The 23,415-nt window shown below is 61.9% G+C and carries 20 protein-coding genes and 1 tRNA gene; 9 read left to right on the plus strand and 12 right to left on the minus strand.

Annotated elements, in window-relative coordinates:
• The first annotated feature begins 87 nt into the window (after positions 1 to 87).
• Positions 88 to 999, plus strand: a complete 912-nt coding sequence (locus ACNTAO_RS09630; protein ID WP_435161784.1) for a 1,4-dihydroxy-2-naphthoyl-CoA synthase — start codon at positions 88 to 90, stop codon at positions 997 to 999.
• 981 nt (positions 1,000 to 1,980) lie between these two features.
• Here ACNTAO_RS09630 and ACNTAO_RS09635 read toward each other — a convergent pair.
• The 3 genes from ACNTAO_RS09635 to ACNTAO_RS09645 form a co-directional block, all read right to left on the minus strand.
• Positions 1,981 to 2,053: transfer RNA gene (locus tag ACNTAO_RS09635), tRNA-Gln, on the minus strand.
• Positions 2,054 to 2,100: 47 nt separating this feature from the next.
• Complete coding sequence (locus tag ACNTAO_RS09640; protein ID WP_435161785.1) at positions 2,101 to 2,691, minus strand: winged helix-turn-helix transcriptional regulator; 591 nt, start codon at positions 2,689 to 2,691, stop codon at positions 2,101 to 2,103.
• A 42-nt stretch (positions 2,692 to 2,733) separates the two neighbouring features.
• The gene (locus ACNTAO_RS09645) at positions 2,734 to 3,888 is read right to left on the minus strand and encodes a hypothetical protein (protein ID WP_435161786.1); all 1,155 of its coding nucleotides are present in this window, start codon (positions 3,886 to 3,888) and stop codon (positions 2,734 to 2,736) included.
• 464 nt (positions 3,889 to 4,352) lie between these two features.
• Between ACNTAO_RS09645 and ACNTAO_RS09650 the strand changes: the two genes are divergently transcribed.
• Positions 4,353 to 5,693 (plus strand): DUF7504 family protein, encoded by a 1,341-nt coding sequence (locus tag ACNTAO_RS09650; RefSeq protein ID WP_435161787.1) that lies wholly within the window; start codon positions 4,353 to 4,355, stop codon positions 5,691 to 5,693.
• Between the two features lie 76 nt (positions 5,694 to 5,769).
• Complete coding sequence (locus ACNTAO_RS09655; protein ID WP_435161789.1) at positions 5,770 to 6,888, plus strand: DUF5305 domain-containing protein; 1,119 nt, start codon at positions 5,770 to 5,772, stop codon at positions 6,886 to 6,888.
• Positions 6,889 to 6,920: 32 nt separating this feature from the next.
• Here ACNTAO_RS09655 and ACNTAO_RS09660 read toward each other — a convergent pair whose 3' ends face one another.
• The 5 genes from ACNTAO_RS09660 to ACNTAO_RS09680 all read right to left on the minus strand — a co-directional run bounded on the left by ACNTAO_RS09660 (position 6,921) and on the right by ACNTAO_RS09680 (position 11,774).
• Complete coding sequence (locus ACNTAO_RS09660; RefSeq protein ID WP_435161791.1) at positions 6,921 to 8,576, minus strand: polymer-forming cytoskeletal protein; 1,656 nt, start codon at positions 8,574 to 8,576, stop codon at positions 6,921 to 6,923.
• A 166-nt stretch (positions 8,577 to 8,742) separates the two neighbouring features.
• Entirely contained in the window at positions 8,743 to 9,288 is a 546-nt protein-coding gene (locus ACNTAO_RS09665) for a DUF7344 domain-containing protein (protein ID WP_435161792.1), read from the minus strand.
• Between the two features lie 154 nt (positions 9,289 to 9,442).
• On the minus strand, positions 9,443 to 10,228 hold the full coding sequence (locus ACNTAO_RS09670; RefSeq protein ID WP_435161794.1) for a hypothetical protein: 786 nt from the start codon (positions 10,226 to 10,228) through the stop codon (positions 9,443 to 9,445).
• 51 nt (positions 10,229 to 10,279) lie between these two features.
• Positions 10,280 to 10,951: a hypothetical protein gene (locus ACNTAO_RS09675; protein WP_435161795.1), complete on the minus strand. Its 672-nt coding sequence runs from the start codon at positions 10,949 to 10,951 to the stop codon at positions 10,280 to 10,282.
• 235 nt (positions 10,952 to 11,186) lie between these two features.
• On the minus strand, positions 11,187 to 11,774 hold the full coding sequence (locus ACNTAO_RS09680; RefSeq protein ID WP_435161796.1) for a hypothetical protein: 588 nt from the start codon (positions 11,772 to 11,774) through the stop codon (positions 11,187 to 11,189).
• A gap of 216 nt (positions 11,775 to 11,990) precedes the next feature.
• Between ACNTAO_RS09680 and ACNTAO_RS09685 the strand changes: the two genes are divergently transcribed.
• From ACNTAO_RS09685 to ACNTAO_RS09700, 4 genes are all read left to right on the plus strand, one after another.
• A complete protein-coding gene (locus ACNTAO_RS09685) occupies positions 11,991 to 12,572 on the plus strand; it encodes a hypothetical protein (RefSeq protein WP_435161797.1) in 582 nt (193 codons plus the stop codon).
• A 283-nt stretch (positions 12,573 to 12,855) separates the two neighbouring features.
• Positions 12,856 to 13,491, plus strand: a complete 636-nt coding sequence (locus ACNTAO_RS09690) for a hypothetical protein (RefSeq protein WP_435161798.1) — start codon at positions 12,856 to 12,858, stop codon at positions 13,489 to 13,491.
• 421 nt (positions 13,492 to 13,912) lie between these two features.
• Positions 13,913 to 14,533, plus strand: a complete 621-nt coding sequence (locus tag ACNTAO_RS09695) for a hypothetical protein (protein ID WP_435161799.1) — start codon at positions 13,913 to 13,915, stop codon at positions 14,531 to 14,533.
• A 62-nt stretch (positions 14,534 to 14,595) separates the two neighbouring features.
• A complete protein-coding gene (locus ACNTAO_RS09700) occupies positions 14,596 to 15,456 on the plus strand; it encodes a hypothetical protein (RefSeq protein ID WP_435161800.1) in 861 nt (286 codons plus the stop codon).
• An 84-nt stretch (positions 15,457 to 15,540) separates the two neighbouring features.
• Here ACNTAO_RS09700 and ACNTAO_RS09705 read toward each other — a convergent pair whose 3' ends face one another.
• A complete protein-coding gene (locus tag ACNTAO_RS09705) occupies positions 15,541 to 18,195 on the minus strand; it encodes a PAS domain-containing protein (protein WP_435161801.1) in 2,655 nt (884 codons plus the stop codon).
• A gap of 157 nt (positions 18,196 to 18,352) precedes the next feature.
• Between ACNTAO_RS09705 and ACNTAO_RS09710 the strand changes: the two genes are divergently transcribed.
• Entirely contained in the window at positions 18,353 to 19,510 is a 1,158-nt protein-coding gene (locus ACNTAO_RS09710; protein ID WP_435161802.1) for a hypothetical protein, read from the plus strand.
• A 150-nt stretch (positions 19,511 to 19,660) separates the two neighbouring features.
• On the opposite strand, the gene ACNTAO_RS09715 is transcribed toward ACNTAO_RS09710, so the two are convergent.
• Together ACNTAO_RS09715 and ACNTAO_RS09720 are read right to left on the minus strand one after the other, a co-directional pair.
• Positions 19,661 to 20,179: a hypothetical protein gene (locus tag ACNTAO_RS09715; RefSeq protein ID WP_435161803.1), complete on the minus strand. Its 519-nt coding sequence runs from the start codon at positions 20,177 to 20,179 to the stop codon at positions 19,661 to 19,663.
• 810 nt (positions 20,180 to 20,989) lie between these two features.
• Positions 20,990 to 21,667: a hypothetical protein gene (locus ACNTAO_RS09720; protein WP_435161804.1), complete on the minus strand. Its 678-nt coding sequence runs from the start codon at positions 21,665 to 21,667 to the stop codon at positions 20,990 to 20,992.
• 137 nt (positions 21,668 to 21,804) lie between these two features.
• Between ACNTAO_RS09720 and ACNTAO_RS09725 the strand changes: the two genes are divergently transcribed.
• Positions 21,805 to 22,752: a DUF5658 family protein gene (locus ACNTAO_RS09725; RefSeq protein ID WP_435161805.1), complete on the plus strand. Its 948-nt coding sequence runs from the start codon at positions 21,805 to 21,807 to the stop codon at positions 22,750 to 22,752.
• Between the two features lie 94 nt (positions 22,753 to 22,846).
• Here the strand turns inward: ACNTAO_RS09725 and ACNTAO_RS09730 are convergent.
• On the minus strand, positions 22,847 to 23,415 hold a 569-nt coding region (locus ACNTAO_RS09730), incomplete at its 5' end, for a zinc ribbon domain-containing protein (RefSeq protein ID WP_435161806.1).

Raw genomic sequence — 23,415 nt, forward strand, 5'->3', positions numbered from 1 at the left:
CTCGCTTCTGTCATCGATCGGGCCGACGCCCGCTCGGTCGATTTCCAACCCGCGGCCGTTTATATCGCTCGCGGCCGACGCTCGCGTATGGTCTCGGATATCTTCGATGCGTCGGCGTGGGAGTCCGTCACCGACGAGTTCGACGACGTGACGTACCACCGCGCCGTCGACGTGCCTGCCGTTCGGGTCGCGTTCGACCGGCCGGCGGTGCGGAACGCGTTTCGGCCGGGGACGGTCGACGAGCTGTACGCCGCACTCGACCACGCTCGCAAGCAGGCAGACGTCGGCTGTGTCCTGCTCACCGGCAACGGTCCCGCCGCGTCGGACGGCGGCTGGGCGTTCAGCGCGGGGGGCGACCAGTCGGTGCGTGGCGAGTCGGGATACGAGTACCGCGAGGACGACGACGCCGACGCGTCGGACGATCCGCTCGTCCGCGAGGCGCGCGCCGGGCGCCTCCACATCCTCGAGGTACAGCGGCTGATCCGGTTCATGCCGAAGCCGGTCGTCGCCGTCGTCCCCGGGTGGGCGGTCGGTGGTGGACACTCGCTCCACGTCGTCTGTGACCTCACGCTCGCGAGCGAGGAACACGCGAAGTTCCTGCAGACCGACCCGGACGTCGCCTCCTTCGACGGCGGGTTCGGCTCCGCGTACCTCGCGAAACAGATCGGCCAGAAGCGCGCCCGCGAAGTGTTCTTCCGGGGGAAGACGTACTCGGCCGCCGAGGCGGCCGACATGGGCATGGTGAACGAGGTCGTCGCCCACGACGAGCTCGAGACGGTCGCGCTTGAGTGGGCCGACGAGATGACGCGCAAGTCGCCCACCGCGATGCGGATGCTCAAGTACGCGTTCAACCTCGCGGACGACGGGATGGTCGGCCAGCAGGTGTTCGCCGGCGAGGCCACCCGGCTCGCGTACATGACTGACGAGGCACAGGAGGGCCGCGATGCCTTCCTCGAGGGGCGTGACCCACAGTTTCGCGACTATCCCTGGCACTACTGAGCCACTCGCTTCACCCGAGCAGCGCATTCTTCATCTCAGATCTTGCGGCTGGCGCGCTCCCCGACTCGCGCCCCCGGCGCGAGCGGGAGCGCGAGGGAGGACGAGGCGACCCGCCGGGACGTCCGGCGGGTCGCCGCGGCCGAGGCTGGGGAGGATCGAGGTGCGGTCACAGTCGTGTCCGGCAACGCCATTCGATGATTCTGCTGTTTCCATTCGATGATTCTGTTGTTTCCATTCGACGTGTCCGGCAACTCGGGTCGACGTGTGACGGCCCAATTCGACGTGTTTGATGATGTTACCCGACTCACGACCGCAACAAACCCATTCAAGCCAGATTGAGGATTTCTGTGAGCTAAACTCATATCGGATGTCACCGCCGTCGAGCGCGGCAGAAGGCACGGGAAGCCGAGCGGAACAATCAGGGAGCTTGAGCAGACCGTGGAGCTAATCGGAGGTGAAGACGATGCGCAGTGATCACTACCCGACATCAACCGAAGCAACCCCATTTTCAAGTCATCTAGCACATCAGTTTCCTTCACCAGTTGCTCGAACAGGACTTCAAGAGAGTCATCATCGAGCTCTCCTTCTGTGAATTCATACAGACGAACTATTCCTTCGATCTCTTTTCGGATGCTTTGGACAGCAGCGTCCCCGAACTTCCTTCGCAGATACTGGTCGTGAGAGACGTAGTCCCGGGCGGATTCGAACCACGAGTCCTCGCTTCGCTCGGCCTCTGGGCTCGAATCCTCGTTGCGACTATTCGTGCTCACTTCGTTCGCACAGAATAGTCCCGGGCGGATTCGAACCACGAGTCCTCGCTTCGCTCGGCCTCTGGGCTCGAATCCTCGTTGCGACTATTCGTGCTCACTTCGTTCGCACAGAATAGTCCCGGGCGGATTCGAACCACGAGTCCTCGCTTCGCTCGGCCTCTGGGCTCGAATCCTCGTTGCGACTATTCGTGCTCACTTCGTTCGCACAGAATAGTCCCGGGCGGATTCGAACCGCCGTCAATGGCTCCAAAGGCCATTATGATTGGCCACTACACCACGGGACTACACCAATTAGTATCGCACCCGGCCTCAAGTAGGTTACTTTCCTGACTCACGCGCCCTCCTCAAGCCGCGCGTACCGCTCCTCGAAGTTCCGCCGACAGGACGCACAACAGAAGTGATACAGCGTCCCGTCGACCCGTGCCGACTCACCCTCCGCCGTGACCGTGTTGTCACACTCGACGCAGTCAACGGCGAGGTCGGTCTCGCCGACTCCCGGCGACCACTCGTGGCGGTCGACGAGCCGCACGGAGACGCCTTCGACCCGGTCGAGTCCGACGGTCCGATCGACGAATCCACGGACGTCGCGGTCGGGCACCCGCACCAGCGCGAGCACGTCCGCGTCGGCCGTCACGACCGCGTGCTCGACCCGGTCCCGACCCGCGAGCGAGTCGTAGACGGCATCGGCGTCACCCGGGGCGACGGCCAGCGAGAGGAGCGCCTGGACGCCGCCGGCGAGCGCGTCGGTGTCGACCCGAACGGTGAACCCCTCGATGACGCCCGCCTCTTCGAGCCGGTCGACCCGGTCAGAGACAGCGGGCGCGGACAGATCGACGCGCCCGGCGATGTCGCTATAGGGTCGTCTGGCGTCCTCGAGCAGCAGCCGAAGGATCTCCCGATCCGTCTCGTCGAGGGTGCGCATACGACTCGATATCGGTCACAAGCTAAAAAGCGCCCCGGCCCGTCACTCGTCGTCGAACCGGGCCGGCGCGGTCGTGAGGGTCGGTGAGGCGAACGGGTTCCACATCGGGGTGTCGGCGTCGAGCCCGTGGAACGTGGCCGCACACTCCGGACACACCGGCTCGTCGAGCATCGAGAGGTCGACCGTGGTGCCACAGCGTGCACACGCGGCGGCGTCGACCCCGGCGTCGAGCGCCGCACGGCGGAGGTCGGCGATCGCCTCGCGGTCGGCAGTCGCCTCGAGCGCCGGCTGGAGGTCTGCCTCCGCGTCGCCGAGCCGGTCTCCCAGCGCCGCCACGCGCTCGTCGAGATCGTCCACGCGGGCCGCGTGGGCGTCACTACGGTCGATGAGGTCTCGAAAGAGCGACTCGATGTCGTCGAACTCGTCGTCGATCCACGCGTCGAGTTCCTTTTGATCCGTCTGGACGTCGTCGACGGTTCCTTCGAGGCCGGCGATCCGTTCTTCTACGCGCTCGAGCTCGCGCGTTACCTCCTCAACGCGGTCTCGAAGCTCGGCGTCGTCGTCGGCGCCGGCGTCGGCGTCGATCGACTCGATACGGCCGTGGAGCCGCGTCAGCTCGTCGGTGATCCGGTCGGTGAACTCCTCGCGGCGTGATCGCTGTGTCTCCACCTCGAGTGAGAGATCGCTCACCTCTCGCCGCAGCTCGGTCACCGCCTGACTCACCTCGAACTGCGTCTGTATCGACGACCTGAGCGCGTTGATCTCGTGTGAGATCGCGTCGTCTGCCGCCGAGCGACCGCCCTCGTCCACGCCTGACGAGCCGGGCGCAGCCCCGCCGCGCGCTCCACCAGCGCGGGCGTCGCTGCCTGCAACGACGTCGTCTCCAGCGGCGTCGTCTCTAGCGGCGTCGTCGTCTCCAGCGACGTCGCCGTCGTCTCTAGCGACGTCGTCTCCAATTTCGTCGTCGCCGGCCCTGCCGGTGTCGGCGTCGTCCTCTCTTCGCGAACCCGCCGTCGAGGGGCCGTTTCCGTCTCCACCCACGTCGTTCATCTCGTCGAGTATCCAGTACGCCGAGACGAGTTGGTTGATCAGCTCGCGCTCGTCGACGCCACGCGACTCGGCCGTGTGTGTCACCCACTCCTGGAAGGCGTCGGCATCGACCGGGGGGCCACCGGCTCGGTCCCAGGAGTCAGACATTCTCCACTATCGTACGCGAAGCGAAAACTTAACTATTCCCTTCTGTGTGCTGCTCCCGCGGCCAACACACGGCAGCTACGATCAGAACCCGACATTCCTGTACACCGTTGGCCACAGCGAGTCTCGCCTCCTACAACACACGGAGCGCCGACGCCCAACGCTTCGACGCCCAACGCCTTGACGCACGGGGTCGAAGCCATGGTACTGTCAGACGACATACTATACGTGTGGTCGACTCCGTCTGCCGGCGTCCGGCTCGTCGGGCCTCTTCGCTCGTATCCGGTACGCTTATGCAACCACACTGACTACTTTACAGGTAGAACAGCCATGAGTCGCCTTCAGCCTGCGCCACGCTCACTCGGACCGCCGACCAAGCGTGCGTGGTGGCGTGATCGTAGTCCGACGGTTCGCGTCGACCGACCGCGTCGACCAGCGTCTCACACCGACTACTTGGAGCCGGACGTATGAGCGGTGGTGACGCAGACGACGACTCGCCGGATCACGATCGCCGGTTCGACGAGCTGTCTGTCACGACCGAGGCCAGCGACTCAGACGAGGCCAGCGACCCGGACGAGACCAGCGACCCGGACGAGACCAGCGACTCAGACGAGGCCAGCGACCCGGACGAGGCCAGTGATCCGGACGAGGCCAGCGACTCAGACGAGAACATCGACGCGTGGGAGTGGAGCGACCCAGAACCCACACCGGTGGCCGCGTCCGGGTCCAGCAGTCCATCGGAGACCGACCACGACGACGCCGACACGACGCGTGCGACCACGGCCGCGCCGAGTGCGGACCCGAGTTCTGCTGACACTCCCGAGGGTGACGCCAGCGACCCTCGGCCCCACGACCAGTCGGCCGGTGAGTCGGCGTCGACGCGCGACTCCCGCACCCGACGAACTGGTGGCCGCATCTGGAACCGGTCGCCGCCGGAGCAGGAGGACGCCGATCCGACCGAGGCCTCCTCGACAGCGGCTTCCACGACACCCGACGCGGGAGCGTCGACCTCGGAGCCGAACGCGTCCGCCTCGACCCCGACCGAAGGCGCGACACCGACCCACGGCGACTCGACACCGGGCACCGACGCACCAGACGCGAGCGACGCGGCTCCGGACGCGAGCCCTGACGCCCCAGACGAGAGCGACGCCACCTCAGACGACGCGACGCCCGCCGACACCGACGTCGGGTCGGCGTTCTCCTCCGAGGACGCCGTCGACGACGCGGACGCCGAGTCGCCGACTGCAGGTCTCGACCCGACCCCAGGAACCAGTATCCTCCTCCAGTGTGGCTCCCAGGACGACCGCGAGGACGCCGCGTGTCACGACCTGCTTGGGCTCGAGCGAGCCAGTGAGGACCGGAACGTCCTGTTGATACAGTATCGTCGGATCGTCCCCGATCGGCTCGAACACATCGCCGACCACGCCGCGCGAACGACCGTGGTCGCCGTCGGGTACTCACAGCCGGTTCCAGAGTCGGTCGCCGACAGCGTCGACACGATCGAGATCAACAACCCGAACGACATCACCCGGCTCGGGATCCTCGTCTCGGGGACGCTCGACGACTGGGCCGACCACGACGCGACGACCGTGGTGTGTTACGACTCGGTGAACGTCCTCTTGGAGTACAAAGACGTCCAGAGCACGTTCCGGTTCCTCCACGTGTTCTTGGGCACACTCGAAAGCGCGGACGCGATCGCGCACTTCCACGCGGACCCGCTCGCGGGCACCCCTCAGAAGATCAACACCCTCAAGCCGTTGTTCGACGAGGTCGTGTCGATCGACTCGATGGGGGTGAGCCTGGAGTGACGCTCGGAAGCCACGTCGGCCGCCGCCGTCACCGCGGACCGACGACGAACGCGCACTGCCAGCGGTCGGCTCCCGCATGAGCACCGTCGACCGCTCGGTGCGGATCCGCGCGCTACTCGACCAGGCGTTTCCGGTCGTCGTGCTCCTCCTCGTCGTGCTCGCGGGCGCCGGCGGCTGGTGGACGTACCAGGTGCACGCGGCGCCGGACGTCGAACGCGAGGAGGTCACCGTCAGCCAGTGGTCGACGACGACGGGGTACGACCACAGCGCGGTGATCGCGAACGACTCGCTCGTCTTCGAGGAGGGCGAACGCGTCCGAGACCGGCCGGTGTACTACGTGAACCTCGTCGAGGAACTCGACGTCGCCTACGCGTTCAGCCACACCGCTCCGTCGGGCGGCGTCGACGTCCGGACCGACGTCCGACTGGCGTACCGGGGGACCGAAGGCGAGACCGTCCTTTGGCGGTACGCGGAGCCGCTTGCGACCGCCGACGAGACGAACGTGACCGGCGGCGAGACACACACGGTCAACGCGACCGTCGACGTCGAGGCGGTGTTCGCGACCATCCAGCGGATCCAACGGGAGCTCGGGAGCGCGGGCAGCATCCAGATACGCGTCGTCTCGAGTTCGACCGTCGACGGGACGCTCGGCGGTCAGCCCGTGAACGCGACCTACGAAAGCGTCATGCCCATCACGGTCACCCAGCAGACGCTTCGGGTGCTCGAGTTACAGACCGTCGACGAGACGACCCAGCGGACCGACACGGTCGAGCGGACCGTCGAGCCCGGTCTCGCCGCGTCGGCCGGGTCGATCGCGACGGTCGTGCTCTCGGTCCTCGGCCTGCTCGGAGCCGCCGTGGCGCGTCGACAGGGCCGCATTCGGTTGACGCCCGACGAGCGCGAGCTGTTGGAGTTACACCAGCAGGAACAGGAGTTCGCGGAGTGGATCACCCGCGGGACGTTCCCCTCCGAGCGGGACTACGAGGCGACCATCCTCGTCGACGACCTCGAGGGGCTCGTCGACGTCGCCATCGACAGCAACCGACGGGTGATCCAAGACGAGGAACTCGGTGTGAGCACCGTCCTCGACGGCGAGTACATCTACGTGTACGTCCGGCCGGACTCACCCGCCGGCGACTGGCTCGTCAACTACGCCGACATGACGATGGACGAGTTCGACCGCTTCGAGATGTGAGCGTCTCGGCTACCAGCTGCTGACAATCGCCCTCAGTTCCCAGCGTTCCCGGGGCAACCGTTAGAATTCTCGGCGTTTCCGGAGTTGCCTGCACTCCCAGAGTTGCCGGGGCAGTCTCCCGACTCATTATCGCTATTAGTGTTACTCTTGGCTTCGCCCTCGATTTTCGCGCTTGGCGCCACGGAAATATCTCCACCAGCAGTGACGTCACCCTTGACGACGGCTTTTCGTTCGAGTGTGACGTCGCCTCCGGCATCCACCTCACCCTTGATCTCCGCTTCTTCACCGAGTAGGACGCTCCCGTCTGTGCTCACGTCACCGTCGATCGTCGCCTTTCGTTCGAGTGTGACGTCGCCTCCGGCGTCTACCTCACCCTCGATATCTGCCTCTTCACCTATGGATACAGAAGCGTCGGCGGCTGTCTCGCCTTTGATGCTCGATTTATTTCCAAGCGTCACACTCCCACCGGCGCTCACACTCCCCTTGACTTCAGCCTCCTCACCGAGAGAGAGAGCCTGACCGGCAGTCACGGATCCATCGATCGTTGCCTTGTCGTCGAGTGAGGCACTGCCACCGACGGTTGTACTCCCTTTGATCGTTGCTCCTCTGCCAAGCGATGCGTCTCCCCCTGCAGTTGCACTTCCTTTGATCTCAGCCTCGTCGCCAAGTGTGATCTCTCCGCCAACGGACGCCTCGCCGTCGATCGTTGCTTTTCGTTCCAGCGAGAGATTCCCGCCTGCGCTTAGCTCACCTTTGATCCCTGCCTCCTCGCCAAGGTCTACGTTTCCGCCAGCGCTAACTTCCCCATCGATCGTTGCTTTACGATCCAGTGTGACACTTCCATCAGTCTCGAGTTCACCTTTGATCTCGGCTTCTTCGCCGAGTGAGACGTTTGCGCCGGCTTCAGCCTCCCCATCAATCTTCGACTTTCGGCTCAGCGAGACTGCTCCGTCAGCATCGACTTCACCTTTAATTTCGGCCTCCTCACCGAGTGTGATGTCGCCTCCGGCGTCTACCTCACTTTTTATCGTCGCTTTTCTTCCCAGGGAGACGTTACTATTGGCACTAACCTCTCCGGTTATCTCGGCCTCTTCGTTTAGGATCACACATCGGGCGTTGCTCACACTGCCAGAGAGCTTGACTTTCGACGAGATGACGATGACGACACCAGGATCGTCGATATCCTCCCCGATATCCTGACTAATGACACGTCGCGGGCCCCCAGCACACGGGTTCGAGTTCTGCTGACACGTCACTGTTGCAGAGCGCGTGAGTTCGATCGACTCGTCGTCGGTTGAAGCCGCTATCTTGAGCGTGATATCGTCTGTCGTTGACTGGCCACACGAGATCGTAGCCTCAATGTCACTCTGCTCGCCCGATCCTAACGTCCATTTCGACAGCGAAAGGTCGTCTCGGGTGATGCCGAGTGACCCCGAGGAGATCACACTGACCTGATCGATCGTGAGCTGTCCAGAAAATCGGTTCGAGAGCGTGAATATCGGTACGGAGCTGCCACTCTGCCCCTCAGATGCGTAGGTTTCGATCCCCAGCAACGCGTTCTGGTCCGACGCGGTCTGTACGTCGAACCCTCGATCGCCCGTCACCGACGAGAACGCGCCGGTCTGTTGGGCCCCGGCGAGTCCAGCGCCACCGGCGAGGACGAGCCCCAGGACGGCCCGGCGGCTCACGCCGCTGTTTCCGGACCGGTCTCGGCTTCGCGATCGTTTTCGTCCCATGTGGATGCTGTCGTGGTGATCGAGGACTGTACTCGTCGCTTCCTACCGTACGTTCGGTCCTTGGCGCTTTAGTATTGGCGAGCCTGACGATGGTATCGCCGCGCTTGTGGGTCGTCGCTCACGGCGGTTCGTCCATCTCGCCGAGGCGGTACCGTCGGCTCTGGACCACCTGGACCACAGCCGAGATCGAGAACGCCGCGAGGATCAGCGCGGCCCACCCGAGGTCCGGGAGAAATCCGGTCGGGACGACGTCGACCCAGACGCCGGCGAGGACGACCGCCGAGAGGCCGGAGAGGCCGAGGTAGTAGACGCCCCAGGGGATCGAGCCCTCGGGGACGACGTCCAAGTAGACGTCGAGTTGGGCGGCCTCGTCGGTGAGTTCGACCTCGTCGCCGTCGTAGTCGATCATCCCCGCGTCGGCGAGTCGATTGAGGTGGGTCTGTTGGAGGGAGGTGTAGACGCGCTTGCGCTCGGTGGAGGTGAGTTCGGCGACGGTCTTGTCCTGTTCGCGGGCGGCGACCTTCTCGGCGAGATCAGAGAGGGTGAGCGGGCCGTCCGCGCGCTTACAGAAGTGGATGACGTACCGTCTGCGGTGGTTGCTCAGGAGGTCGTAGAGCTCGTCCTTCTCGGGGGGCGTGTACTTGCGTTGGTCGGTGAGTGACATCGTCGCTCAGGTCACCCCAGTAGCCGTTTGTCGTCCTCGCCACGGTGACGACCGTGCAGGCGTAGTCGGTTGAAGAACGTTCACAACAGCTCCCATGTAATACCTATCAACCCAAGCAGACACAGTTTAAGAATCTTAATCATCGAATCCAGCGTTACGGGCTCCAGCCCTCTCCAACCGTTATCTGCTGAAGTAATTGTACGGTAGCAAGCTGCTGGGTGAATGGATTATTTGTGGTCCCTACAGCATCTCGTATCCGTTGTTTGGGATCTATCGTAGTGCCGAACGTACTGAACGAGCTATAGTTGAGCAGCAGCGTCACGTTCAGCGTTTCACCAGGATTGATGTCGACTTGTCCTGCCGGATCTTCGCTGCTGTTGCTGCCATCAGGTGATATCTGCGGACGGCCACTTCTGTCCTCAGCCACGAACCGATACATGTACTGAACCAACTGTTCGGATATGCTGTTCGTCGAGTCGGCTACCGCGGAACCGTATCCACCTTCATACGTGAACGCTACGTCGTTTACCGTCTCGAGTCCAGTGTTCCGAAGTCTGAGAATGTTCTTGAACTCGTACGTGTCGTATTCAAAGTCAACTGCCTTCCGGACGATCACGTTTTCGTTCGTATTTTGATCGCGTGGATTGACTGTCGCGACAGGCAGATCTGCCGTGGTAATGTCTTCGAGCCCACCGGATCCGTCGAAGAAATCGCCCTCTGTATCGAAATCCACGTACGACTCGCCGTGTGCCCCTGGCGACTGTGTAACGCTCCCATCGTCCGCGAAGGCATCGCCAGCCTCGACGACGAGGCCTTCTGCCGCGACAACGCGAAGATCACCGCTGGGGTTGGTCGACGAACTGAACGCTGCTGAGGTGAGTGTCGCACCGCTTCCGGTAGCAAGGAGACCGAGTCCTGAGAGTGCTGTTCTACGTTTCATTTGGTTTCTACTCAGGGATTAGTATAGAATGTTAGTCAGATAGGTTAATTACTACTGATCGTCAACGCCCACTTCTATCGAGTCCACGAGATCGATTGTTGTACCGCTACTGCTATTGTTGAACGGATTTTGACTTGCGCCTGCTATATTCCTGAGATCACTAGCGTGTTCTTCCGTATCGTACTCAAGATAAATCTGTTCAGTAGTTCCAGGCGCGATACTGACCTCACCAGCTACGGTTCCATTGGGTCCAGTTCCATCAGGATCGTCAGTCGATATATGATTATTCCCTGAGTCGTAGAATTCGAACGTCTCAACAACCTGCTGCTTGCTTAAGTCACCACTGTCACCATCACCGTCCGGACCGAAGCCAGTAAACCGGATTGCGACGGGTTTGGCCTCTGCTGAGTCGTTCGTAACCTGAAAGAGCCCATTAGTTGCATCGCCGAGCTGGTCTTTGTCATCAAGCGGAACAGCCGTTTCAAGGAATAGATCGCCGTTGGTAGCGTCGTTGATCGCAGCTGCTGGAAGGTCCTGAACATCGATATTCTCTAATCCAGAGTTGCCTTCCCCACCAAACAACGAACTGCTGTTTTGATCGAATGCACTACCATTACCAGGAGGACTTGAGGCATTCGGAGCAAATCCGTCGGTGGGTGAAGAACCACTTCGGAAGAAGGTTCCTGGTTCAAGCGTGAGTGAGTCAGCGACAACAACCCGCATGTCCGAGCTTGGGTTGACCGAGTTACTGAACGCTGCACTCGAGAAGATCGCGCCACTTCCTGTTGCCAATGCTCCGAGTCCGACCAGTGTCTTTCGCCGTGTTGGTCTCATGATTACCGTACTACCCACATATACGCGATTGCATATAATATGTCGCAGCTTTCCGCCCTGAAAGCACTCCTTGAAACCTGATATGTCCGTGTTCTCGGACCCAGTCGACGGCTCCGGCCGAGACTCAGTTCGCGTCGCGCTCGGCGGTAATTTCCAGGTCGACGTTCGGACTGGTGGGTAGCGCCTGTATGTCGTCAGACGAGGATGGGAGCAGATCCACCGTAATCCCGAACGTCACCGAGTCGCCGGGCTCCAGTGACGCGCCCGGTTCGGCGAGCAGCACCGTCTGCCCCTCGTCGGTCGTCGTCTCGAGGTTGGAGGCGATCACGTCGAGACTATCGGCCGCCGCGAGGCTCGCCTCGCTCGGTGAGTTGCCTGTCGCGACGAACTCGAAAGCGAGCTGGTCGTACCCCACGTTGCCGTTGTTCGTGGCCGTGATCAGGTTGGCGAACGTCGACTTCGACCGCTGGTTCAACTTTTTAAACACGATCTCGGTGACCTCACCGTCCTCGTCGGTGACGACGTGCTGGCCGTTCTGGTACTCGGAGTCGGGGTCTTCCGGACGCGCAGGCGTGAGCGTGAGTTCGGAGCTGACGACGACCCGCAGGTCGGCTCCGGCCGCGGTGCTCGAAGAGAACGCCGCGGAGCTGATCGCGGCGCTCCCGAGCGCGAGCGAGAGCAAGCCGATCGTGGTCTGTCGTCGGGTTGGCATCGTGTGAGTCGCTTTACTGCTGGTACGCTTGTTTCCTAGCCTTGTTGAGGGTTTTGTATTGGCGAGCTTTCCCGTAATGTAGGTATGTAGTGCCCGTCGATTGTGATGACCCGACTGTGGCTGAGGAGTTCAAGCGGTGCCATACGAGCGGGTACGGCGGGCTTGAAGCGTCACAGGGGGGTCGATACAAAGTCTGTGGGTGTTTTTACTGTATCTATGGTCAACAGACGAGGTGCACTCATCGGCCTGGGTGGATTGGTTGCGACTGGGGGTGCGGTTCTCGGTACGGGCGCGTTCACCACGGTGACCGCAGAGCGAACCGTCAACGTTCAGACGACGGGGGACGCCAGTGCGTTCCTCGCACTCGAGCCGGCAACCGACGACGACACCGACAACGGTGAGTACGCAGACGGCAGCAACGATCAGATTCAGATAACGCTCAACGCAGATGCCGACGCACAAAGCGAAGCGCAGGGACTGAACAAAAACGCTGAAACGGTGATTCGCGACATCGTCAAGGTAACTAACAATGGGACACAGTCGCTCACCTCGCTCTCGCTGAGCATCGAAGACTCAGGTGGTACCTCTTTCCCGGACGTGTTCTCGTTCACCACGTCGGTCGATTCGAGCGTCGACTTGGCAAACGGTGACGACGTACTACAGGACGATGGGCTGGATGCCGGCAACTCGGTCCAGTTTGGCATGAGCGTCGATCTTCGGGAGACGAGTGACGGTGACTTGCCCGGCACGGGCGACTACACCCTCACGATCGAAGCACAGACGGCGAACAGCAACTAACCTACGCCGACAACAGACGCTGGACGAACTCTCATTTGATTGGTTGACAGTCGCGATCGATAGACGCAGTCGACAGTGATTGCTGGGTTGCTATCTGGCCTCAACTGTCTTGGCAGACGTCTCAACCGTACAACACGCACGTAGCGTGTGTCGATTCAAGCTTCTCGATACCCTGCGAGTTGACCCGCAAGCAGGGCCATACGATACGTGACGTAACGAATCGGTGAGCTTTCTCTGTTTCAAGTACCGCTCTACAAAGTTGATACGTATCGTGAGGGTAGGTATGGTCAACAGACGAGGTACACTCATCGGTCTGGGCGGATTGGTCGCGGGCGGCGGCGCACTCATCGGTACGGGCGCATTCACCACCGTGACAGCTGAGCGTACGGTCAATGTCCAGACCGCAGGAGATGCAAACGCGTTTCTCGCACTCGGACCAGCCGACCGCGACGGTAACGGAAACAACGCGTACGTCGCCGACCCAGGAGACGGCACGGTCGAAATCGCGCTCGATGGAAGCAACACTGGTGCGAGTGGGTTGAATCAGAACGCTCGGACGACGTTCCGCAACCTGATCACAGTCACGAACAACGGCACCCAAGCCGTCGAGTCGCTGACGCTCACGATGAGCGTGTCTACTGGCAACGGCAACGGCAACGGTAACGCTGGAGTGGATGCAAACGACACGTTCGAGTTCACTGTCTCACCGGCAGGCGGAAACAGCAGCGAAGGTCCGGTGGCGAACGGAAACGACATCCTGACCGGAAACAATAGTATTCCCGATACGCTCAACTCGGGGAGTTCGATCAACTTTGGACTGGTCGTAGACCTGCTCGCGGGCGGGAACAACGGCGGTAACCTCCCCGGCGGTCTCAGCTACACCCTCACGATCGAAGCACGGACGGCGAACAGCAACTAACGACACGCGATCTCATCGCACGACGAGCCGTCGTACTCAGTCTCGTATATCAGCTTTTCAGACGCCGTGTAGCGTGAGCTAGCGACAGGACAGTCACCGATCTGGAGTGGCACCTGCAACGCTTCGTCCGAGTCTCGTTTTTATACACAGTGCCGTTAGAACGGCATCGACCCATCTAAATACGTATCACTGATGTGGTATCCCCCAACGCGTGCACCTCCCCACGCGGGTGTGCTTCCATGCACATACCTGACACGGCATCGTGAGGGCGACGCTGGGCGTGTTGGTGGCCGTTGTAACACGTAGGTGACAAGTGTGGGGCGTCCTACCCGGTTCAAGAGTCCCGATACCGATCTGCTCGGGATGCTTTCTCTGGTTCAAGCAACTCGATACAAAGTGGCTACCGATACATGGTGTAGATATGCCCAACAGACGAAGCGTACTCATCGGCATGGGTGGATTGGTTGCAGCTGGTGGCGCAGCCCTCGGTACGGGCGCATTTACCACCGTGACTGCGGAGCGGACGGTCAGCGTCGAGACTGCGGGCGACGGCAGCGCGTTCCTCGCGCTCGCCCCTGCACGCAACAATGATAACTTCGTCTCTGCACCGAGTGACGGAACGATCGAGATCAACCTCGATGGAACCGACTCGGAGACTGGCCAGTCGAACGGTGGACTCAACCAGAATGCCGAGACGGTGTTCCGTAATCTGGTTACGATCACGAACAACGGCACACAAGAAATCACGTCGCTGACATTGACGATGGCCGTGAGCAACGCCTCGAGCGTGGTCGCAGACGACACGTTCGAGTTCACCGTCTCTCAGAACGACGGAAACAGCAATCAAGCGACCGTGTCGAACGGTGGCAACATCCTGACCGGGAACAACAGCATCCCCGGCACACTCGGCTCAGGGAACTCGATCAACTTCGGCATGATAATCGATCTGATAAATGGCGGTGATGGAAACGATCTGCCGGACGGTGCGACGTACACCCTCACGATCGAGGCGCAGACCGCCAACTCGAACACGGGTAACTAACTGACCCGACCGGCACCCCGGGTGCCTAACCACGTGCTATCGTGACCTCTCGACGCACCACCGTGATCGCACTTGGCGGGCTGCTCGCCGGCGGCGGAACCCTCCTTGGGACCGGCGCGTTCAGCACCGTCACCGCAGAGCGGTCGGTGTCGCTCCAGACGGCCGGCGACGCCAACGCCTTTCTCGGACTCGAAGTCCTCGACGACACGTACGTCGAGCAGACGGACGGCACGATCGGCTTCGACATCCTCGCCGAGTCGACGACGACCTTCGCCGACCTCGTGAACGTCCGCAACAACGGCACCCAAGCCGTCACCTCACTCCGCTTTGCGTTCGAGGTCACGGGCGCAGACCAGTCGGACGACGCGGTCGAGACGGCTCTGAAAATCGTCTCTGGTGATGCGAGCATCGATGCCGTCGACGAGGTGAACCTCCTCACGGAGAGCGACGCGGGCGGTGCAGCCGACGACGTCCTCACGCCCGGGGAGGCGGTTCCGTTCGGTATTGCGGTCGATCTGATCGACGCGGATCTTGAGGAAGTCACCGGCGACCCGGACATCACGCTGACGATCATCGCTGATACGGGTGGTGAAAACGACTCAAGCGGTGAGAACCCAGGCGACGGACAGCCGGATACCTACGAGATACAGACCGTTTCGGTGTCTAACGGCAGCGGGAACGACATCGACGTTACCATCACCACCGATACGACAGACCCCGAGGCGACCCTGCTGATCGAGAGCGTTCGCTCGAATCCCCCCGGCAATCAATCGCCGATTCGAGACAGCCAGACGGTCGACGCGGTGGACGGAACGTACTCTGTGCTGGGATCGAACGGCGACCAAGCTGACGAGGTTCGTGTTACACTTCGTGACGGCGACTCCAATAACCGCGCCGTGACGACGGTCCCGTGGCCGCCGTGAGTGACTGCGTTTGTGCCTCTCTGTCACCAATAGTTCAGCGTCACACGGCTCGCGTGCCCGATCTGCGTCGGTACACGGATCGCCCTACACGAACTCGACTCCCGTGATATCGAACCGAGCGCCGCCCGCGTCGCTCTCACTCACGTCCACCGTCCACCCGTGTGCCTCACAGATTCGCTCCACGATGGCCAGTCCGTACCCTCTTCCTTCGTCCCGCGTCGTGTATCCGGTCTCAAATAGGTGGTCTTTCACCTCAGCGGTCATCCCCGCGCCGTCGTCTGCGACGTACAATCCCTCCGGGGTACACCCGACGCGTACGGTCACCGTCTCTCCGCCGTGAACCACGGCATTACGAAACAGATTCTCGAAGACCTGTGGGACTCGATCGGCGTCCGCATAGATCGCGGCCGTCTCTTCGACGACGAGCGTCGCCGCACCGACGGTGGCGTTCTGCCAGCACTCTCTGGCTATCGCTTCGAGTTCGACGGCGCTCGTGTCTCCAACGACCGTCCCCTGTCGAGCGAGCGACAGCGAGTCGTCGATGAGGTCGTCCATTCGGTCGAGTGCGCGGACGACCGTCTCGAGATGGCTGCTCTCACACTCGCTCGCTGCGAGTTCGGCACGGCCCATCGCGACGTTGAGTGGGTTACGCAGGTCGTGTGAGACGGTCGCCGTGAACTCTTCGAGCCGATCACGCTCGTCAGCCAGTGCCATCTCTCGCTCTTGTAACACCCGCAGCTGAGCGATTCGAGCGAAGATGAGCGTCAACGTATCACACCACACCGAGAGGAGATCGATCTCTATTGCACTGAACGCATCCGGTTCGGTCGACCCGATGTTCACCAGCCCGTGTCTACCCAGCGGCACGATCACCTCGCTGTGTATCGGCGTGTCTGCAGCTGCTCTGTCGTCCCGCTCGTGCACGTCGCTGACGTACTCCAGCTCCTGGTTCTGATACGCCGTCCACGAGAGCGACGACGTATCCGGGGTGTACGTCGGCGGATCCGACACGATATCAGATCCGCGTTCCGAGGTGGCGACCGGTTCGAGCGCACGCTGATCGTCCGTGCTCAACCAGATACCCGCGACGTCGAACTCGAGAATCGATTCGAAGCTCTCGATGGCGTGAGCAGCTGCCGACGCGGCGTCGGTCGACTGGAGCAGGGTCTGTGTCGTCTCCTGGAGCTGTTCGAAGAAGCTCGTGTACTGCGTCAGCTGTTGTTCTTGACGCTTTCGTGCGCTCACGTCCCGCATCGCGGCGAGAATGCCGTCGATTACGTCGGTGTCGGCGACGTTCTGTAGACGGCTCTCGACCCACCGCCAGTCGTCGTCAGCATCTCGCACGCGACACTCCACCGTCGACACCGTGCCTGGCTGTTGTACCACCGTGTTCAGCTGGGCAGCGACGCGTGATCGGTCGTCCGGATGCACGTGCTCGAGTGGGTTGTTGTCGGTGAACTCTCGCTGTGCCCATCCACACTGCGGTGATGGCGGACTCTGGTACGTGACGGTCATCTCCTCGTCGATGACGAGCAGCTGTTCCGGGGCGTATCGAAGGAGGTGTTCAGAGCGGGTGAGCTGTTGTTGGCGCTCCTTGTCGGCGGTCACGTCGTGGATCGCACCTCGCATCGCGACGACTTCGTCCCCCTCGTAGACGGGTTCGCCACGGGCGGTGACCCATCGTTCGTCTCCCGTCTCCGTCTGTACTCTGAGCTCACACGTGAACGGCTCTCCGTTGTTCTGGCAGTTCCGTACCGCCGTTTCGATCACTGGTCGGTCCGCGGGGTGGTAGTAGTCGAGCGACGCCTGAATCGTCGGCGTGACGCTGCTCTCGGCGGGCTTCTCCAGAATCTCGTACGTGCCCGCCGTCCACTGCATCTGCTCGGATGCGACGTCTGCTTCCCACCCACCGACGTTCGCCAACCGTTCGGTGTGTCGTAACAGCTCCTGGCTGCGGGTCAGTTCCTCTCTGCGCTCGGTGCGTGCGGTAATGTCGGTGTAGATGGCAAACCCTCCCGACCCATCCTCGTAGACGGCGTTTTGTAACAAGAACTCTCGCTGGCCGTCTGCGGTCTCTCTCGTAACCTCTCTGGCTTCGATCGACCCGCCGTCTCGAACGTGCTCGTTGATCGCCGTCGCCTCAGCCGTTCGATCCGGTGGTACGACGTAGCTATCGAGTGACCGCCCGACGAGGGTATCGGCATCGTACCCGAACGTCTCTTCGAACGCCTCGTTTACGCGCTGGATGATCGGCTCGTCGCCCTCGTACTCGACTTCGACGGTCGGCTGTGACAGCTGGGTGAACAACGTCTCAAAGCGTCTCTGCTCTCTTCGGGCGCGTTTTTCCGCGTGCCGTTGGTCGACCGCGTTGGTGATTCGGTTCGCGAGCAGTTCGTACTGCTCTGTGCCGGTGTCCTTCTGTAGATAATCGGTGACGCCAGCGGAGATCGCCTCGCTGGCGACCGCTTCGCTTCCTCGGCCGGTAAACAAGATAAACGGGAGTTCCGGGTGCGTATCACGTACCTGTCGGAGGAACGCGAGCCCGTCTTGCCCCGGCATCTCGTAATCGGAGACGATACACTGGTACTCCGTGTGTGAAAGCTGCGCCAGCGCATCGTCGACGCCAGGTGCCGTGTCGATGGTCAGTCGGTCTTCGGTCTGCGTGAGGTACGTCGCTGCTAGGTCTGCGAGGTCGGGGTCGTCGTCGACGAGGAGCACACGCACCGAGCTGGCGTTCATAGGGGCCGTGTGATTGCTGGACTGAGAGATGTAAAAACGTGTTGTCAATAGCAGTGGGACACGTTCTCGCTGTAACACGCAGACGTACGGCGCTGATTTTAGCAATTGAGAACCGCAAGCTCACCTTACTTAAGCCAGACGAGACGGTACCTGTTCTATGAGCAGTCGTCGCGAGTACCTGCTGGTCGTAGGTGGAGCGATCAGTGGCGCTGGTGCACTCCTCGGGACCGGAGCCTTCTCGAGTGTCTCAGCTGAGCGAACCGTTGCCGTCACCACGGCGGGGGACGCGAGTGCATTTCTCGCGCTTCGGCCTACTGACCGCGACCTGACCACCACAGACGTAGAGAATGCGTACGTCACCACCGATTCCGCGGGCACGGTTCAACTCGCCATTGGAGGTGCTGATGGGTCTCGTGGCCTCAACCGCCGCGCACGCACGACGGTTCGCCGCCTGATCACGGTCGAAAACAACGGCACTCGACCGGTACGCACGCTGTCGGTAGGTATCGTCGATGGCCCGACCGCTGCGACCCTCGATCTCGATTCGACGTTTTCAGTTACCGTCGACACGCGTGATCCGCCTGTCGGAGCTGTCGTTCCGAACGGTGGCGACGTGCTCTCACCAGATGAGATGCCGAATGCGCTCGGCCCCGGCGAACAGATCACGATCGGGCTCTCGGTAGATCTCGTCGGGGGTGGCACCGACACACGGTCTCTTCCAGCCGGTGCGTACACGCTCCGTATTGTGGCGCAGACGACCAATTCACGCACTGAGGAGACGGAGTCTCCGTCACCTGAAGATGCAGGTCCAGCGTCGACCCCACCGGACGCCGACGAGTTCGAGTTCACGCAGGAACGCGGAACCGTCGTCGAGACGAACGGATTCAACGACGTCGAACCGGCCAATCAGAACGTTCGGTCGGTGACGATTCACTACACTGGCACCCAGCAGATCGCTCACGCTGACCTCGGGGTCACTGTCACCGACTCGGATCTCGACGTCTCGTACCCTGGGTACGATGTGTACGACCCGACCGACCCTGGGTACGCGACGTATGCATCAGACCCATTCGACACAGACGTGTCTCCAAACGATACACGTCGTATCGTGGTGTTCGGTGAGGTGTACACGAGTGCTGAAGGGTCTTCGAGCGGTGATCCCTCGTTTTTCCACAATACTGGGACGCTCAGCCGGTCGCTTGATGCGAACAATGAACACCGTGCAGACACACTCCAACCCGGAGATATAATCGAGATCGTGTGGCGTCCGGGAACTGATGACGCGACGGTAGTTGCCTCGTACACCGTCCAATGAGGCGCTGACACCGTGCCCGACAGGTACGGGCACCCTCGTCTGCCCGCACCGCTCTGTACACAGCATGTACGTGAGCCGATAGTGGTACACAGGTAGTACTCGCTCGGGGATTCTGAGCGCGGCATCTACGTGTGACGCCGTGTGTCTGCTCTACGACTCTGCGACGAACTGTATCTCCCCATCGTCCCAGCTTTGGCTTCCGGTGCCTCGGGTGTCGATAACCACGGTGAGCGTCGCAGAGTCACCACTATCGAGTGTGAGCGGATTTGCTCGTGGCGTCTGGTTCACATTTCCGCCGACGATGGAGTCCGAATCACCTTGCCCGTCTGCATCGGCAGTGTACGTGCCACCGTACAGAACGTCGAGTGGCCCGTCATTCGTATACCCTTGCCCATAGATCGGGTCGACACCCTCCTCACCGGCGTCTACGTTGACGTAGAGTTTGATCTCTTGAGTGCCCTGGTTGGCTACGCTCAGAAGGTCGTCGAACCGAATTACGGCGTTACGATTGATGCTGTCGAAGATCAGCTGAAGGGTTCCAGTATCTGTCGTGCTCACGTGCTCCGCTACGTCGGTATCGTCGTCGCCGTAGTCCTCGTTACCGGTCAGCTGTAAGAGTGCACTCGCGTCCCCAGCAGTCTCTACGGACACTGTCCGCTCTGCGGTCACCGTGGTGAACGCGCCCGTGCCGAGGAGTGCCCCGCCACCTGCGACTACTCCACTCAGACCAATGAACACGCTTCGTCTGTTCGGCATTGTGACTGTTCATAGAGAGTTACTTATCATAATATTAATGGAAATTCAGTCGTGTAATCACCGGCAGAAGGCACAGAACGAACTGCTTGAACACTGTACACTGCGTTCGGCTGTGTACACGATTCCACAGCTACACGCTCTGACGCAGATTCTCTCGTACGGTACTATGATTGATGTGACGACCACGAATGCACGACAGCTGGATACTACTTTATCTCCCTACCTTGGACCGACGCAGTACGTGTGTGATAGTTGTGTGAACGAGACGACCGTGCGACCTCCGACACCACGTGACCACACGCTCTTGTCGACCGATTCGCTCGCATACGTCGATAGAACAGCTGTGACGATCACGACGCTGTGACACCCGGACACGATTTTACCTACACCCTCCCGGGCCGATTCGGTACGCATATGCGGGTATGTCTGTGACGAACACGACCGCGCGACAGCCGGACACCAGTTGGCCACACCCTCCCCAGCCGATTCTCTATGCGTGTGGTGGTTGTATGATCGAGACGACCACACGGTAGCCGGGCGCCAATTACCGCCACACCCTCCCCAGCCGATTCGCTCGGTCGCTTCGCTCCCTCGCTCATCCCTCGCACGCGCTCGTGAGGCCGCCTGCGGCGACCTCGCGAGGCGCGCGCCACCGCTGGGCTAGTGTGTTACTCCTCTGTTAGTCGAGATACCGTCTGCGCTCGACGTGCACACGCGTCGGCGTCACGGCGACATCGTTTTGAACAGGTAGCGTTCCTCACGCGCAGCCGTCGCGCTCGCGTAGACGACGAGCCGTTCCATCAGGACGTCGTCGGCCGTGATACCCGACGCTCCACCCGCACCGAGTCCGTCCGTGAGGTCGCTGTCGGAGGTGTCGACGTACAGTCCAACTTCGAGCGAGTCGCCCACGCCAACGTACACGCCGATGTCGTCGTATCCGGCGTTCCGCTCTGGCGGGCTCGGACTCGACAGGTCGGCAATCTGTGGATCGACGATGCCGTTGTTCCCCGGCTGGTCGATGCTGTCGAGGCCAAACTCCGTGGCCCGTGCACCGAGGTCGATCGGTCTGCCGTTTGCACCGATCTCCTCGAAGTAGAGTACGACCGGCTCGGTACCGTTGTTGCGCACCTGAAAGACACGGTCGATGTGGGTGACGGCGTTCAGGTTGAGGTTCGGGACCGCCACGGTGAGCAGTCCGTCGTCGGTGACCGTCGTGTACTCGATGCTGTTCGCGCTGTCGTCGATGTCGGCCAGTGCCACGAGTGCCGCAGCGTCTGTCGTGGTCTCGACTTCGACCGTCCGGTCCGCTCGTACCGAGCTGAACGCACCACTTCCGAGGAGTGCCCCGCTACCGCCAACTAGCGCACCCGCGCCGAGCACGACCGTCCGCCGTCGAAACATGACACACGTTCGCTCCCTCTCTACTTAGTACCGACCCGCTTAGACGGGTTCAAGCACCGCTTGAAGGCCTGGTCGTCGACGTCTCGCGCTTCCCGGACGCTTATCAGCTCGAACGCGTACTGTGAGCCAGACCCTCGATGGCCCGCACACTCGACGCCACCGTCTTGTTGATCGAAGGCGACGACGAGCGGGCGACCGAGTACGCGACCTGGCTCGACGACTGCACCATCAAGACCGCCGATGACGCCGAAAGTGCCCTCGACCGTCTCGACGACGACGTCGACGTCGTGCTGCTCGATGGCTCGCTCGAGACGGCCGACCGCGACGACCTGCTCGGCCGCCTCCGCGCCCGCCACGTCGACTGCCAGATCGGACTGCTCTCCGGGGAGCACGTGAGTGCGGACGTCCTCCGACTCGACTTCGACGAGTACGTCCCGCGACCCGTGACCCGCGAGACGCTCTGTGAGACCGTCGAACGCCTCTCCGACCGCAACGCGGTCATGGACGTTGTCGAGACGTACCTCGGGCTCGTCGCCCGCAAACGCCGACTGGAGGCGCGTCGCCCGGCAGACGAACTGGCCGACGACGACCGGTACCGCGAGCTGGTCGGCGAACTCGCCGCACGACGACGCCAGGTCGACTCGTTGTTCGCCCAACTCGCCGCGAGCGAGGCCGACGCGGACGCGCTCGAGACCGCTCCGGAGTCGGTCGAGGGGGATCCCGTTCCGCTGGCGCTCCGTGACTCGTCCGAGCCACGGTACCGAACCCACCGCGGCGAGTTCGTCGGGCTGTGGCTCGCGGCGGCGCTCACCTACGGTGTCGGTGACCTCCTCTCGACCACGTACGCGGTGCTCGTCGTGCCCGGACTGATCGAGGGGAATCCGGTGGTGAACACGCTGTTGTCGACCGCCGGGCTTCCTGGATTCGTCCTCTTGAAGCTGCTCGTGTTTCTCGTGTTGATCTCGGTGAGCGTCCAGGGCGGCCGCACCCACGAGCGCTTTTCGTACTACTGGCCTCCGGTGGCGATGACGATCCTCGGGCTGGTGCTCACCGGGTGGAACCTCTGGCTGATCGTGAGCGTGTGACGGGCGGTTGACATCCTCCACACGGCTGAAGCCGTGGGATTCCTCGCGTTGAGGGTCCGGCATTAGCGCCACCCCCCACGGGGGCAACTTTCTCCTACGCCGACCGTAGGATACTCTGGTCTGTATGCTCCTCGTTGGGACGGTGAGCGCGTGGTGACGCCGACCATGAATGGTCGTCCCACTTGAGGCATACGGGCCGTGCCATCGGCCGTTGTACGTCTGCTTCGTGGCGTCGGAGGAACGTCTCCGACGCCGTGAGGTCCGCGTGGCCCTCGAATCCACAGGTGCACGTGAGCGTGTCTTGGTGCCGAGTCGTGTTCTCCGTCGAACTGCACTGCGGACACGTCCGAGTCGTCCACGCTTCGGGCCGGACTTCGACGGTGATGCCGAACTCCTCGGCGGTACACGCAAGTCGATTTACGAACGCCCGGAACGCCCAGAAGTTGTGCGTTTTCTGGTTCGCTCGCACCGACCAGTGCGTGTCGAGTACGTCGGTGAGGTCGCCGACGTACACGGTTGCCACGCCCTCCTCGTACAGTCGCTCGAAGAGGTCGCGGGCGAGGGCGTCCATGGCGTGGTCGCGCCGTCTCGTCCGGCGTCGGTACAGGCGTCGAATCCGTTTCGACGTGTACCGCCCCTCTTCGAGTTTGACCTTCGACTGGT

It is taken from the genome of Halorubrum zhoui (genome assembly GCF_051194155.1).
Classification (GTDB): Archaea; Halobacteriota; Halobacteria; order Halobacteriales; family Haloferacaceae; genus Halorubrum.